The organism is Streptomyces sp. Qhu_M48, assembly GCF_051305195.1.
Classification (GTDB): Bacteria; Actinomycetota; Actinomycetes; order Streptomycetales; family Streptomycetaceae; genus Streptomyces.
In genome coordinates this window covers 3,852,850-3,866,016 of the sequence record NZ_CP195432.1, presented here as the reverse complement: position 1 = coordinate 3,866,016, position 13,167 = coordinate 3,852,850, and the positions used below count along the sequence as shown (strand labels likewise).

Below are 13,167 nucleotides of genomic sequence, written 5' to 3'. Positions count from 1 at the left end.
TCGCAGAAGCAGAGCAGAACTCTCCTTGGGGCCGTGCCCCGTACCCCGTTCTGATAGCTGACGCCAGGGGCACTGTCATACAGCGCAACGACGCCGCCGGAGCACTTCTGCCCCGAGCGGCCCCCGGCGCGTCCCTCGCGGATGCGGCCCCGGGGTGGCTCTCCGCGGCGCATGCCGGCCGCCGGATCCCCGCCCAGGACCCGGGAACGTCGGCCACTCCGCCCTCCGGCGTGATCGAGGGCCGTTCTTTCGAGGCGCACCCCGGTGTCTGGGACGACGGCGCGGTTACCTGGTGGCTGATCGACGTCACGGATCACCAGCAGGCCCGGGAAGCCCTGCGCACGGAACGGGAGCGGACCGCGTTCCTCGCGAAGGCGTCCAACACCCTGCTGTCCTCCCTCAACCTGGGGCGCTGCATGGACGTGACCGCGCAGATGGCAGTCGAGAGCCTCGCCGATGTCGCACTGGTCATCGCGCCGGCCAGGGGGCACCGGCTCCCCGTGGTGACCTGTGTGCGCGGCGGTGTCCCCGTCCTGTCGCAGCAGAAGGTGAACCCTGACGACGTGCCAGGGCTGGGAGAGGCTCTGCGCGGGTTCCCGCCCGTGCCCTCCCGGTGGATCGACCCGTCGGCGGCGCCCGAGTGGATGGTGCCGCAGGGCTTCGGGGCAGTCGGCTCGGTGGTCATCACCCCGCTGCCCGGGCACGGCGTCCCGGCCGGCGCCCTGGTGCTGCTGCGCAGGGCGAAGAGCGCCGCGTTCACCGAGGAGGAAGAGGTCTTCGCCCGCCTCTTCGCCGCCCGTTCGGGGGCGGCGATGTCGGCCGCCCGCCTGTACGCGGAGCAGTCGGCGATCAGCGAGATCCTCATGCGGGATCTGCTGCCGCCGACCCTGCGTCAGGTGTCCGGGGTGGACTTCGCGGGCGGCTACCGGCCCTCGGGGGACCACGAGCGGATCGGCGGCGACTTCTACGACGTGCACCCCGCGTCCGTCGAAGGGGAGCCGTCCCTCGTCACACTGGGGGATGTGTGCGGCAAGGGCCTGGAGGCCGCCGTGCTGACGGGCAAGATCCGCAACACTCTGCACGCGCTGCTGCCTCTCGCCGATGACCACTCACGGATGCTGAGGCTGCTGAACAAGGCGCTCCTGAACTCGCACCACACCCGGTTCGCGACGCTGGTCCTCGCCTCGGCGGTCCGCCGGGGTGACGAGGTGGATCTCAGGTTGACCAGTGGTGGGCATCCGGCCCCGCTGATCATCCGCGCCGACGGCACCGTGCAGGAGACCGACACCCACGGCACGCTGGTCGGAGCCATGCCCAGCGTGTCCGCCCACACCGCCGCGGCCACCCTGGCGCCCGGCGAGTCCTGCGTCCTGTACACCGACGGCATCACCGAGGCCAAGGGCGGCCCGATGGGCGATGTCCTGTTCGGTGAGGAGCGCCTCGCGCGCGCGTTGGCCGGGTGCGCGGGCATGCCCGCCGAGGGCATCGTGGAGCACGTCCTGATGCTGGCCGCGGAGTGGCTGGGCGGCCGTCGGCACGATGACATGGCCGTCGTCGTGATCGCCGCGCCGCGTGCCCACCCTCCGCGTGCGGTGAACGGCGCGACCCGGGGCAGGTGCACCGGATGAGCATCGGTACGCCGCCCCTCCTTCCGAGCAAGCGGCAGTGTGAGCGGTTGGCGGAGTCCCTGTGGGACGCCGTCTCCGTCGGCGACGAGTACGCGGCCACCGGCGTGGTGCTGCGTGCTCTGGACGACGGCACCGATCCGGAGTCCGTACTCCTGGACGTGATCGCCGTCGTGCAGGGCAGGGTCGGCGAGGAGTGGGCGGCCAACCGGATCAGCGTCGCCCAGGAGCATGCCGCCACCGCCGTCAACGAACGGGCCGTGGCCGCCCTGGCCGTCCACACCGCCGCCCGCACCACCCCGACGCGGGGCAGGATCGCGGTGGCCTGCGTCGACGGCGAATGGCACGCCCTGCCCGCCCGTCTGCTGGCCGAGACGCTGAAGCTGCGAGGCTGGCGGGTCGACTTCCTGGGCGCTCAGGTTCCCTCACCGCATCTCATCGCGCACCTCCACCGCACGCGGGCCGACGCGGTGGCCCTCTCCGCTTCGATCGCCACGAGACTGCCCGCGGCGCACGCGGCGATCACCGCCTGCCAGGCCGTCGGGGTGCCCGTTCTGGTCGGCGGCGCCGCGTTCGGGGCCGAAGGGCGGTACGCCACCCTGCTCCGCGCGGACGTGTGGGCTCCGGACGCCCGTACGGCAGCGGACCGCCTCGCGCGGCGCCCGCTTCCGCGCCCCCAGGTCGAGCACCAGCAGTTGGACGACCTGCCGCACCTGGCCGACCAGGAGTACAGCCTGGTCACCCGTAACCGTGCTTCGCTGGTGCGGGCTGTCTTCACGGCGCTGGAAGACGCGTTTCCCGCCATGCGCGGGTACACCGATCACCAGCGCGAGCGCACGGCCGAAGACCTCGCGCACATCGTGGAGTTCCTCGCCACCGCGCTCTACCTCGACGACGAGACGCTCTTCACCTGGTTCATCACGTGGACCGCGCGGATTCTCGTGGCCAGGGAGGTACCCGCGCGGAGCCTGCCGCCGGCCCTCGGTCTTCTCGCCCGCGAGCTGAAGGACTTTCCGCGAGCCACGCGCATCCTCGAGCGCGGGGTGGAGGCACTCACCACCGGTCACTTCACCACCGGCGACTTCACGCCCGATCATTTCAACACCGGTGACTTCACCACTGATCACTTCACCGCCGCCGGGAACACTGGATGACCACCACGCCGCACCCCGACCACCTGCGGCTGATCACAGTCGCCACCGAGAACGACGTACGCATAGAACTCGTCGGAGACCTCGACTTCGACAACGCCGACCTGCTCCTGAGCGAGGTCACCGACCTGCTCGACAGCCGGCCGCGCCCGCGCGATCTGTACCTGGGCTTCGGTGGGGTCGGCCTGGTCGACTCCATGGGACTCAGCGTCCTGTTGATGATCGGCCGCCATACCGCCGAAGCCCGGGTGCGCCTGCATCTGGACGACCGGCCCGGGGCCCTGGACCGACTCCTGGCGCGCACCGGTACCAGCGCGTACTTCGCCACGTCGCCTGCCGCCGAAAGGGGAACCTCAGGTGCTCCGGAGAACGCGGCGACGGCCCGCCCCACCGGGCCGGACCACGCCGCGTAGGCCCCATCCGGCCCGGTCCGGGCAGCCTCGGAGGACCAATACCTCCACCTGCCCGTCGGAATGAGCCAGGCTCAGCGGCGGACGCCCGCGTACGCCGACGGGGAGATGCCGCCCTCCGCGCCCTCCGCGCCGCCGACCGTCCAGACCCGGCCCGCCGCGTCGGTCGCCGCCCCGTAGAGGTACCCGGCTCCGCGCGGGCTCTCGGTGCGGGTGAGCACACCCTTGAGGTTGAGGGTCAGGACGTAGTTTCCAGCGGGGTTGACGTCGGGGTTCATGGTCTCCCCCACGATCACCGGGCGGCCGGAACCGTCGAAGGCGATGTCGAACAGCTGGCCCGTCTCGGCCGGGGTGCGGACCGTGCGCCAGGCGCGCCCGTCGTAGCGTACGACCACGGGGCGCCGCCACAGACTCTCGTCCCTGATGTGGCCGACGGCCCAGGCGTCGTTCGCCGCCCGCACCTCGATGCCGTCGAACATCGCACCGTCGAGAGCGGGGGGCAGGGTCTGCTTGGTCCACGACGTGCCGTCGAACCGGGAGACGCCGTCGCCGATGGCGTGGACCACGCCGCGGGGTCCGACCTCCAGCTGGGAGACCCAGTTGAGCCCGGTGTTCGCCGGCAGCCGGGTCCAGCCGCCGCTGCCGTCCGCGTTCCCTCGGAACAGGGCAGGCACGTACTCCCCCGTCGCGTCGGTGTAGCCGCCGTGCGCCCAGACCGCGCCCTTCGCGTCCACGTCGACGGCCGACAGTGACGTATCGCTCGCGCCCTTGGGGAACGGCGGGGCGACCTCGCTCCAGGCGGTGCCGTTCCAGTGCTGAAGCAGCGCGCGCCCGCGATCCCAGTCCGTCTCGCCCACCGCTTCGTAGCGGGTGCCGACGGCCCACACCTCGTCGGGCGCGCCGACGGCGAGGTCCTCGAGGCGACCGTGGTCGGCAGGCTGCGGGGGCGCCTGCCAGCCCTCGGAGGTCCAGCGCAGCGCCACCGGCGCCCAGGGTCGGGTGGTCTCGTCGGTACGCTTGCCGACCGCCCAGGTGGCACCTCCTGCCGTCTCGACGTCGAACAGCACGCTGCCGCTGCTGCCCGACGGGCTGACGTCCCGCCAGTTCTGCGAGTCGGCGGCGGCGGGTGACGCGGCGACGGCGACGAACGCCGCCAGGCCGACGGCGACGGCGGTGGCCGCGCGGGGCACGGAAAGGGTCATGAAGGGCTCCCCCGAATCGAGTTGGGTCATGCATTCGCTCTCGATACCTTTGACGCGCCGAGCCCTTGGATATGTTTCACCCTCGCCTGAAACAGCGTGTGCGTGGTGTGCCGGTGGCCGAGGGCGCCGTGCGAGCACCCGGCATCGGCCGACTCCCGAAGCGCCCCGCGTCAGAACCTGCGGGGCGACAGCCTGTCGCAGTCGAGGAGCCGGCGCCTGGGGATCAGGCCGGCCCGGGCGGCGAGCGAAACGAGGAGCAGTGCTCGTCACCACCCCCGCGTCGCAGAGTCCGCGCGGCCCGACGGCGGGCCGTGTGCCACGGTGCACGCATTGTGCGCCACGGTGCACGCATTACCCGGCGCTTACGGGTAACACGCGGTCAATGACGAACGTAAACAAGGCGGGAGCCAGACCCGGTCGCCTCCTCCTGTTGCTACCCGTACAGACGGCCGTGGTCGCCGCGGTGGGGTTGCTGATCACCGGGCCCCTCTCGGACCACCCGCCGCTGTCCGCGGAAGACGATGTCAACCGTGCCCTGGCCGCCCATCGCACCCCCTCCGCCACCTGGCTCACCGACGGGGTGTCCCTGCTGGCCGACACCCAGAGCGTGATCGCCCTGACCGTTCTGGCCGCGGTCGCCCTGCTGCTGGCTCCCCGCGTGCCCCGGTGGCGGGAGGCGACATTCCTGGCCCTGACCGTGGCCGCGCAGTCCACGGTCTTCCTACTCGTCACCCTCGTCGTCAACCGCGATCGCCCCGGGGTGCCTCATCTGGACGCGGCGCCGCCGACGTCCAGCTTCCCCTCCGGTCATGTGGGCGCCTCCGTGGCTCTCTTCGGGGGCCTGGCCGTTCTCGCGGCCCGGCACCTGCGCGGTGCTCGGCGGAACGTCGTGGTGGGGTTGCTCCTGCTGATCCCGTTGGCCGTGGCGGCCTCCCGGGTCTACCGCGGCATGCACCACCCTTCCGACGTGGTCGCCGGCCTGCTGAACGGCGCCTGCACGCTGGCCCTCGTGGCGTCCGCGCTGCTCCCACCGCTCCGCCGGAACGCCGCAGGCTCGGCCCCGGACGCACACCCGGATCCGGACGTGGACCCGCACCCGGCCTCAGACGTGGACTCAGCCGCCGGCGGAACTCCGCGGGCCGTGGTGGTGCGCCACCCACACGCGTGCGGCGACGAGACCGCCGCCCGGGTCCGTGCCGTGCTGCACCATCACGGGTACACGGAGCAGCAGTGGACCCGGACGACACCCGAGGACCCGTCCGGCGCGCTGGCCGCGACCCTGGCCGGCACGGACGTCGACCTGGTCGTCGTGTGCGGCGGGGACGGCACCGTGCGAGCCTGCGCCGACGTGGTGGCCGGCACGTCGATCCCGTTGGCGATCGTCCCGTGCGGTACGGGGAACCTCCTCGCCCGCAACCTGCGGCTGCCGGCCGAACCTGCCGCGGCCTTGCGGGAAGCCCTGTCCGGGCAGACCGTCGGGCTCGACATGGGCCGGATACGGGGCGACGGACTCGCGCCGACCCGGTTCGCGGTCATGGCCGGTGCCGGATTCGACGCCGCCATGGTCCGGGACGCCTCGCCGCGGCTCAAGGAGAGCCTGGGGTGGGCCGCGTACGTACTCTCGGCCGTGCGGCACCTGTGGGACCCGAGGATGAGGCTGTCGATCCAGCTCGACGGGGGCCCCGTGCTGGAGCGACGGGCCCGCATGGTTGTCATCGGCAACGTGGGCACCCTGCAGGGCGGCCTGCCCCTGCTCCCGCAAGCCCGGCCCGACAGCGGCCGCCTGGACGTCGTCCTGCTCGACCCGCGCGGGGTGACCGGCTGGCTCGCCGCCGCCGGATACCTCCTCTCCCGCACATCGGGCCGCCGGGCGCCGCACGCGTCCGGCGCACCGGGCGAACGAGCACCGCACACGTCCGATGCGCGGGAACGGGAACGGCCCGCTGCGCACGGCGCGCTGGAGTACTTCGACGCGACCCGCGTCGATCTCCGCTTCACCCGCCCCCAGCCGCGCGAGGTCGACGGCGACGTCTTCCCGGCGGGCACCCGGCTGACCGCGGAGATCGAGCCGGGGGCGCTGCGGGTGCGGCTGCCCGCGCCCGCCCGGACAGGCACGCCGGACCTGGCCGAAGTGCCCGGCCCAGCCGACCGGACCACGGTGACCGGTACGCCGGGCAAGGCAGGCCCAGCTGTCACGGCTGGTACGGCTGGTACGGCTGGTACTGCAGGAGCGGGTGGCACGGCCGGAGTGGAAGGAGGAGACCATGGGCACCGCGACGCGCGTACCGCAGCGCAGTGAGGTCAAGGCCGTCGAGGCCGAGCTGCGCCAGCAGGGCGACAGTCTGTCCGGCGAGGACGCCTGGGCCGCGCTCCGCCGCTACGGAGGCTGGGCCCTCCTACGGGACTCCTTCGTCAGGTTCCGGTACGCCGACGGGTTCAGCCACTCCCGGGCCCTCGCCCTGCAGACCGTCCTGGCGATCCTCCCGTTCGCCATCGCGCTCATAGGCCTGTCCGGTGTGCTGCACACCGAGGAGATCGGGCGGATAGCCGAGCTGACGATCCGTCGGATCAGCGGCCCGAGCCAGGGAGTCGTGGACGACGCCCTGCGCGAGAGCCGTCGCCACGCGGGAGAAGGCGGCGCGGCGGCCCTCTGGCTGGGTCTGCTGTTCTCGGTGGCCAACGTCACCACCGGCATGTGCCAGGTGGAACGCGGCGCCAACCGCATCTACGGTGTGGAACGCGACCGCCCGTTCCTGCACAAGTACGCCCGTGGGCTGGTGATGGCCGTCCTGGCCGGGCTCCCCCTCGGACTGAGCTTCTGCGTCACCGTCCTCGGATCCGACCTGAGCCGCGCCCTGATCGAGGTCTACCATCTCGGCCCGGCCACTTACCGCGCATGGGACGTGCTGCGCTGGCCGGTCGGGATCCTGCTGGCCGTGCTCGCCACCAGTGTGGTGTTCCGCCGCTCGCCCCGCCGTACTCAGCCGGGTTACACATGGCTCGCCTTCGGCGCGACCGTCCATCTGCTGCTGTGGCTCGGTGCGACGTGGGCCTTGAGCCTGTACGTCGGCTCCTCCAGCTCGTTCACCATCGTGTACGGCCCGCTCAGCGCGTTCATGGCGCTGCTGCTCTGGTCGTACCTCACCTCTCTCGCACTGTTCCTGGGCCTGTCCTTCGCCGCCCAGCTGGAAGCCGTACGAGCGGGGGTGGCCGCTCCCGTCACGGAGGATCCCGGCGTCTGAACCGCCCGACAGGAGCTGTCCCTGCCCCTGTCCCCCGGCCGGCCGGAGCCTGCCCGTGCCCGTATCCCCCGTCCCCTCGCCCGGCGACACCCTTCCATCCCCACAACGTAAAGGAGCCGCAACAACCATGACAGAGCGTTCCCCTCGCCCCTGGCGGCGTCGTCTCCGACGGCTCGTGGCGGGACACGGCGGGCCCGACGCCCGGTTCGGTGCGCGGCTGGTGGTGGGCGTGGTGCTCACCGCCCTGGCGGCCGTTCCGTTCTCCCTCGCGCTGGTTCTCGTGGAGTCGCGCTGGGCCCCGCTGCACCGTCTCGACCAGGACGTGGCCGAACGCCTGCACCGCTCAGCGCTCGACCACCCCACCTGGGTCCGCGTGCTCGACTTCCTCACGCACGTCGCGTGGGGACCGCTGACCATGCGGCTCCTGGTAGCCGCGATCGTGCTGTGGCTCTGGAGGCGGCGGGCCCTGCGGCTGGCCACCTGGGCGGCCGTCACCGCCACGGCGAGCGGGCTGGTCGGCCTGCTCGCGAAGCATGTGGTCGAGCGCGCTCGACCACATCTGCCCGACCCCGTCGCCCACGCTCCCGGCTTCTCCTTTCCCTCCGGGCACGCCATGACGGCCACCACGTCCTGCGCCGTCCTGCTGCTGGTCCTGCTTCCGCTGGTACCCCGTTCGTGGCGGCCACTGCCGTGGGCCCTCGCCGTGGTGACGGTGCTCGGGGTGAGCTACACCCGGGTCGCGCTCGGCGTCCACTGGGTGAGCGACGTGGTCGGGGGCTGGCTGCTCGGGCTGGCCGTGGTCACCGCGACCACGCTCGCCTTCGAGGCATGGCGCGGCGACGTCGGGCGCCGGCGCACCACACCGGCTCAGGGTCTGGAGCCGGAAATCACGACCCCCGTGCCGGAACCGGCCAGTCGGCCTCGATCCTGACGACGCACGCGCTCAGCTTCAGGACGGGCGCCCGGAGGAGCCGGTCCGAGCCGGGCGCGTCAGGGTGAGAGGGGCCCGTCAGAGCGGAGTACCACCGAGCGCGGAGGTTCGGACGGTGGTCGCACAGGGTCGACCTCCGCACCGAACCCGGGCGCGCGCAGCGGACCCGAGGACCGATCGGCGCGCGATCGCCGTCACTCCCGCAGCGACGTGCCCCGCTGCTCCAACGTCTCCGAAAGGATCCGCACGGCCTTCGGACCGACACCGTGCATGGCCAGGAGTTCGCGCTGCGTGCGCTGCGCCACCTGGTCCAGAGTCTTCAGTCCCGCGCCCAGGAGAGCCCGCGTCGCCGGCCTGCCGATACCGGCGGGCAGGTCGCCGCCGGGTTCGTCGGCCGAGGCCTCCGCGGCGGCCAGCGATGCTGCGAGTTGCTTCGGTGCCCGGCTGAACCAGGAAGCCCGAACGAGGGCGTTCAAGTCCTTGCCGTTGATATCGGCCAGGAGCACGCGGAAACCGATGGGCCTGCCCGCCCGGATGACGCCCTCGCCGGTCGCATGCGCCGCCGCTGCGGCTTCCGTCTCGTCCTGCGGCAGTCGCAGGAGTACGTGGCCGTCCTTCGCCACCGAGACGAAGCCCTTGCCCCGTACGGAGAAGGCGACCCGGCCACGATCGGTGCCCTCCTCGACTTCCGGGAGGGCCATGGCGTACGCACGCAGGTGAACCACGGTGGTCATCCGTGCAGTCTTCCACCACGGTCGAGCGGACAGGGCCCGGCCGAAGAAGTCTCTGACGGACACCGCACAGGGGCACCGGGGAGAAGGCGTCCGCGATCATCCAGGCCCCTGGAAGCGCTCCCGGGCGGGTAGGCCCGGCCCGTGATCGCACGGCCCTGCGGCTACCCGGTGCCGCGGACCTGGAGCTCGTTCGGTGAAGGACCGCCCGGCCCCTACCGCGCCCCGCTCTCCGTCCGCGTCCGCCTGGCGACCGACGCGATCGCCCACGGCATCCGCAGACGTGCGGCAGGCCGGCGGCTCCCGGCAGATGAGACGGGCCGCGATGACCGACTACCGGACATGGGCGGCAGGACGGGCGAACAGGTCGGTGGGACGCGGTCGTGGTCCAAGCCCAGGGGTGCGCGATCCCGTCCCCTGAGGTCGTCGGACAGCCGGTCGTGAGCGGTGGCCGGAGAGGGTGGCGGGCGTCGGGCCGGGCTGAGCCGATCGCCATCGCTTCCGCCTGCCGGCTGGCGCTGGTGTGGGGCGGGGCCTGCGGGAAGCGGGCTGAAGTCGGCGCTCTGTCCGGCACAGGGCACATCGTCATCTAGGATTCAGGACGGCTGCTGGGCAGCGCCATGTCAACCTGCGCGGCGACCGCGAGTAGCGGTCCATCCCGCAGGTCGACGAAGATCGGTCCGATCGACGTCAGGCCGTGATCCCGCCCCCGACCAAGACCACATGACGCTCATCACAAGGCTCCTGGGAATCATGTGACAGCCGACGTGCGTCTCAAGGGTGCGGGAGCCGGCTCGCCCGCACGGACATGGGTTTCAGGAGAAGTGAGGTATGCCGGTGATCTGCGTCGGCGGCATGATCGGAATCGGCAAGACGAGTGTCGCCGAACTGCTCGCCAGGGAACTGGGCAGCGAAGTCTTCTACGAGAGCGTGGAGGACAATCCGATCCTTCCGCTCTTCTACACGGCAAGCGCCGAGGAGATCCAGGCGAAGCGTTACCCCTTCCTGCTCCAGCTCTACTTCCTGCAGACGAGGTTCGCCTCGATCAAGGCGGCGTACAAGCAGGACGACAACGTCCTCGACCGCTCCATCTACGAAGACTGGTACTTCGCCAAGGTCAATCACGACCTGGGACGGATCAGCTCTCTCGAGATGCGGGTGTACGAGGGCCTGCTCGACGAGATGATGCGTGAGATCGACGGCCTCCCGTACCGCAAGGCACCCGATCTCATGGTCTACCTCACAGCGGACTTCGAGACGGTGCTGCACCGCATCGGACTGCGGGGACGCGACTTCGAACAGGACGAGCAGCTCGTCGAGTACTACCGAACGTTGTGGTCGGGGTACGACGAGTGGGTGTACAAGCACTACACGGCCAGCGAGGTCCTCGTCGTCGACATGAACCGCAGGGATGTGGTGAACAACCCCGAGGACGCGGCCCGCCTGGTGCGAGAGGTCAGGGATGCCCTGGCCACGAGCAGGCATCAGCTCCTCTGAGCTGCCCTTGACCGTGAGGTAGCCGTGGTCGGGGACGTGGCGGCGTAGGAGGGGATCACCTTGTCGGTGATCCCCTCCCCTCCTTGCCGTGATCTTGGGCGAGGGCGACGTTTCAGGCCTTGGCGACCCGTAGGAGCCGGATCCACAAGGGGCCGTGGGCCGGGACGGCCGTTGTCGACCAGCCCGACCACCCACCGGTCCAGGCACTGCGTCACAAGTGGCGCCTGGACCTGCCCGGGATCGCGCGCGGCGAAAGTGACAGCACGCACGTTCAAGGCCTGCAGGAGGGGTTGTTCCTCAGACGGGCCGCGCGTCCCCGGACCCGCGCCGTACCCGTGGCGCTGACCGCCGAAGCGCGGCACGCGGTCGAGAACGCCGTCGACCGTCGGCTGACCGACGAGCAGAGTCTCGTCGGCGGCCATCGTTCACCGGGCCCGGGGGCGCTCCCGCGCCCCCTCGCCCTGCGGTGTCAGGCGCTCTCCGCCTGGTACATCCAGGCATGCTTCTCAAGATCGGCGGTGAGCCCGATGAGGATGTCCTGGGTGACCGGGTCAGGCGCGTCCGTGGCCTCGATCCGCTCGCGCATCCGCGAGATGACGGCGCCCAAGGCATCGACGAGGATCTTGACGGCGTCGGTGTCCTTGATCCAGCCGGTCGGGACGGTAGCGATGGCACTGCCCGAGGCCACCGTTTCGGCCCGGCCGTCCGGGTTCACCCCCACCGCCGAGGCTCGTTCGGCCACCACGTCGGAGTGCTGACGGGCGGTGGCGACGACCTCGTCGAGCTGGAGGTGCACCGAGCGGAAACGCGGCCCGACCACGTTCCAGTGGACCTGCTTGGCGACGAGGCTCAGGTCGACCAGGTCGACCAGTGCTCCCTGAAGGGCGTCCCCGACCGTCTTGAGGTCGGCTTCCGACAGCGGACTCTTCACGACAGACATGAACATTCTCCAACCATTGGTATGTTTCCTCCCCTCCACACATGACCGGGAAGACGCTCTTCAAACACCCCGAACAAGAGATCAGCGACACGGCGGTCGGAGTCACCAGGTCACCGCCCGCACGAAGCCCGTTCGGGCGGGCGGCGGCCGTCAGAGGGATCGCGCCAGGTCAAACGGATCCGGCACAGGAGCCGGATCCGCGCGCCGCCCCACCCTTGAGTAGCCGCCCGCACACGCTCGGCGCTGACGCGTCAGGCGGTGTGCGGCCTTCTCAGGGCGGCTCCCGCCGCATGGAGGCTGGCGAGGGCCTGACCGTAGGAGCGGAGCAGGCTGGTCTCCAGGTAGCTGACACCGAGCTCCTGGCAGTGCTCGCGGACGATGGTCTGAGCCCTGCGCAAGTGCGGGCTGGGCATGCTGGGGAAGAGGTGGTGCTCGATCTGGTAGTTGAGACCACCGAGGACGATGTCGGTGAACCGGCCTCCACGCACGTTGCGCGACGTCAGGACCTGGCGCCTCAGGAAGTCGGGCCGGTCGGCCCCCCTCAGGATCGGCATGCCCTTGTGGTTCGGGGCGAAGATCAAGCCGAGGTAGACGCCGAAGAGGCACTGGTGGACGAGGAGGAAGACGATCGCCTTGTCGGGTGGCAGCACCAGGAACAGCACGCCGAGGTAGCCGGCGAGGTGCGCGGCGAGCAGGGAACCCTCCCACACGCGGTGCTTGAGTGAGCGACCGAACAGCGACCGCACCCCGGCCAGGTGCAGGTTGAATCCCTCCAGCGTGAGCAGCGGGAAGAACAGGAAGGCCTGCGAGCGGCCGAGCAGTCGCGGCAGTCCCCTGGCCGCGCGGGCCTGGTCCTGCGTCCAGACGAAGATGTCCGGGTCGAGATCGGGATCCAGGTCCTCGTGATTGGGGTTGGCGTGGTGACGGGTGTGCTTGTCCTGCCACCAGCCGTACCCCATGCCGATACCGAGGTTCCCGGCAACGCGCCCCGACACCTCGCTGGCCCTGCGCAGCCGAAAGACCTGCCGATGGGCGATGTCGTGCGCGAGCAGCGCCACCTGTCCGAACACGAAGGCGAGGAACCCAGCCGCCGACAGCGTCCACCAGCTGTCGCCTATAAGGACGAAGGCCGTCCACCCGGCGACGTACAGGGCCGTGACGGCCATGATCCGCAGTGCGTAGTACCCGGGACGCCGGGCCATGAGCCCCGCTTCCTGGATCTTCCGGGAGAGCCGGGCGAAATCGCTGCCCTTGTCCGCCCGTATGGGAGGAGGACGCACCGTCTGTGAGGAGCTCATGATCAGAAACACCTTCCGTAAGGGCCGAACAGGCGAACGGGTGGGGCCCGGGCGGAACACCGCGCCCCGGGCCCCCCGGCATGCGGGTGACTCCCCACACAGCGCATACCCGGGATCACGGACTTGACTTACGCCTCGGC

The 13,167-nt window shown here is 71.1% G+C and carries 11 protein-coding genes; 7 read left to right on the top strand and 4 right to left on the bottom strand.

All coding sequences use genetic code 11. The features are described 5' to 3' along the window. Positions 1 to 53: 53 nt before the first annotated feature. From ACRRSS_RS17650 to ACRRSS_RS17640, 3 genes are read left to right on the top strand one after another with little or no spacing between them, the layout of a single operon-like run. Positions 54 to 1,628 carry a PP2C family protein-serine/threonine phosphatase gene (locus ACRRSS_RS17650; RefSeq protein WP_435975361.1) on the top strand — a complete coding sequence of 525 codons (1,575 nt, stop codon included), beginning with the start codon at positions 54 to 56 and terminating at the stop codon, positions 1,626 to 1,628. After that, positions 1,625 to 2,779 (top strand): cobalamin-dependent protein, encoded by a 1,155-nt coding sequence (locus ACRRSS_RS17645; RefSeq protein WP_435972089.1) that lies wholly within the window; start codon positions 1,625 to 1,627, stop codon positions 2,777 to 2,779. Before ACRRSS_RS17650 ends, ACRRSS_RS17645 begins: the two co-directional genes overlap by 4 nt. After that, positions 2,776 to 3,189 (top strand): STAS domain-containing protein, encoded by a 414-nt coding sequence (locus ACRRSS_RS17640; protein WP_435972088.1) that lies wholly within the window; start codon positions 2,776 to 2,778, stop codon positions 3,187 to 3,189. The genes ACRRSS_RS17645 and ACRRSS_RS17640 overlap by 4 nt, the downstream gene beginning before the upstream one ends. A gap of 71 nt (positions 3,190 to 3,260) precedes the next feature. On the opposite strand, the gene ACRRSS_RS17635 is transcribed toward ACRRSS_RS17640, so the two are convergent. Further along, positions 3,261 to 4,388 carry a hypothetical protein gene (locus ACRRSS_RS17635; RefSeq protein WP_435972087.1) on the bottom strand — a complete coding sequence of 376 codons (1,128 nt, stop codon included), beginning with the start codon at positions 4,386 to 4,388 and terminating at the stop codon, positions 3,261 to 3,263. A gap of 382 nt (positions 4,389 to 4,770) precedes the next feature. Between ACRRSS_RS17635 and ACRRSS_RS17630 the strand changes: the two genes are divergently transcribed. The 3 genes from ACRRSS_RS17630 to ACRRSS_RS17620 all read left to right on the top strand — a co-directional run bounded on the left by ACRRSS_RS17630 (position 4,771) and on the right by ACRRSS_RS17620 (position 8,561). Continuing rightward, positions 4,771 to 6,687 carry a diacylglycerol kinase family protein gene (locus ACRRSS_RS17630; protein ID WP_435972086.1) on the top strand — a complete coding sequence of 639 codons (1,917 nt, stop codon included), beginning with the start codon at positions 4,771 to 4,773 and terminating at the stop codon, positions 6,685 to 6,687. Beyond that, positions 6,653 to 7,630, top strand: coding sequence for a YihY/virulence factor BrkB family protein (locus ACRRSS_RS17625; protein WP_435972085.1), 978 nt, complete (start codon positions 6,653 to 6,655; stop codon positions 7,628 to 7,630). Before ACRRSS_RS17630 ends, ACRRSS_RS17625 begins: the two co-directional genes overlap by 35 nt. A 127-nt stretch (positions 7,631 to 7,757) precedes the next feature. Further along, entirely contained in the window at positions 7,758 to 8,561 is an 804-nt protein-coding gene (locus tag ACRRSS_RS17620) for a phosphatase PAP2 family protein (protein ID WP_435972084.1), read from the top strand. 194 nt (positions 8,562 to 8,755) lie between these two features. On the opposite strand, the gene ACRRSS_RS17615 is transcribed toward ACRRSS_RS17620, so the two are convergent. Further along, positions 8,756 to 9,295 carry a hypothetical protein gene (locus ACRRSS_RS17615; protein ID WP_435972083.1) on the bottom strand — a complete coding sequence of 180 codons (540 nt, stop codon included), beginning with the start codon at positions 9,293 to 9,295 and terminating at the stop codon, positions 8,756 to 8,758. Between the two features lie 828 nt (positions 9,296 to 10,123). Between ACRRSS_RS17615 and ACRRSS_RS17610 the strand changes: the two genes are divergently transcribed. Further along, positions 10,124 to 10,789 (top strand): deoxynucleoside kinase, encoded by a 666-nt coding sequence (locus ACRRSS_RS17610; RefSeq protein ID WP_435972082.1) that lies wholly within the window; start codon positions 10,124 to 10,126, stop codon positions 10,787 to 10,789. 469 nt (positions 10,790 to 11,258) lie between these two features. Here the strand turns inward: ACRRSS_RS17610 and ACRRSS_RS17605 are convergent, their stop codons facing one another. Together ACRRSS_RS17605 and ACRRSS_RS17600 are read right to left on the bottom strand one after the other, a co-directional pair. Beyond that, positions 11,259 to 11,729 carry a Dps family protein gene (locus tag ACRRSS_RS17605; RefSeq protein ID WP_435972081.1) on the bottom strand — a complete coding sequence of 157 codons (471 nt, stop codon included), beginning with the start codon at positions 11,727 to 11,729 and terminating at the stop codon, positions 11,259 to 11,261. Positions 11,730 to 11,980: 251 nt separating this feature from the next. Then, complete coding sequence (locus tag ACRRSS_RS17600; protein WP_435972080.1) at positions 11,981 to 13,027, bottom strand: fatty acid desaturase family protein; 1,047 nt, start codon at positions 13,025 to 13,027, stop codon at positions 11,981 to 11,983. Between the last annotated feature and the right edge of the window lie 140 nt (positions 13,028 to 13,167).

Coding starts and splice junctions, on each gene's coding strand:
- ACRRSS_RS17645 (WP_435972089.1), top strand. CDS start 1,625: ATGAGCATCGGTACGCCGCCCCTCCTTCCGAGCAAGCGGCAGTGTGAG.
- ACRRSS_RS17640 (WP_435972088.1), top strand. CDS start 2,776: ATGACCACCACGCCGCACCCCGACCACCTGCGGCTGATCACAGTCGCC.
- ACRRSS_RS17635 (WP_435972087.1), bottom strand. CDS start 4,388: ATGACCCTTTCCGTGCCCCGCGCGGCCACCGCCGTCGCCGTCGGCCTG.
- ACRRSS_RS17630 (WP_435972086.1), top strand. CDS start 4,771: ATGACGAACGTAAACAAGGCGGGAGCCAGACCCGGTCGCCTCCTCCTG.
- ACRRSS_RS17625 (WP_435972085.1), top strand. CDS start 6,653: ATGGGCACCGCGACGCGCGTACCGCAGCGCAGTGAGGTCAAGGCCGTC.
- ACRRSS_RS17620 (WP_435972084.1), top strand. CDS start 7,758: ATGACAGAGCGTTCCCCTCGCCCCTGGCGGCGTCGTCTCCGACGGCTC.
- ACRRSS_RS17615 (WP_435972083.1), bottom strand. CDS start 9,295: ATGACCACCGTGGTTCACCTGCGTGCGTACGCCATGGCCCTCCCGGAA.
- ACRRSS_RS17610 (WP_435972082.1), top strand. CDS start 10,124: ATGCCGGTGATCTGCGTCGGCGGCATGATCGGAATCGGCAAGACGAGT.
- ACRRSS_RS17605 (WP_435972081.1), bottom strand. CDS start 11,729: ATGTCTGTCGTGAAGAGTCCGCTGTCGGAAGCCGACCTCAAGACGGTC.
- ACRRSS_RS17600 (WP_435972080.1), bottom strand. CDS start 13,027: ATGAGCTCCTCACAGACGGTGCGTCCTCCTCCCATACGGGCGGACAAG.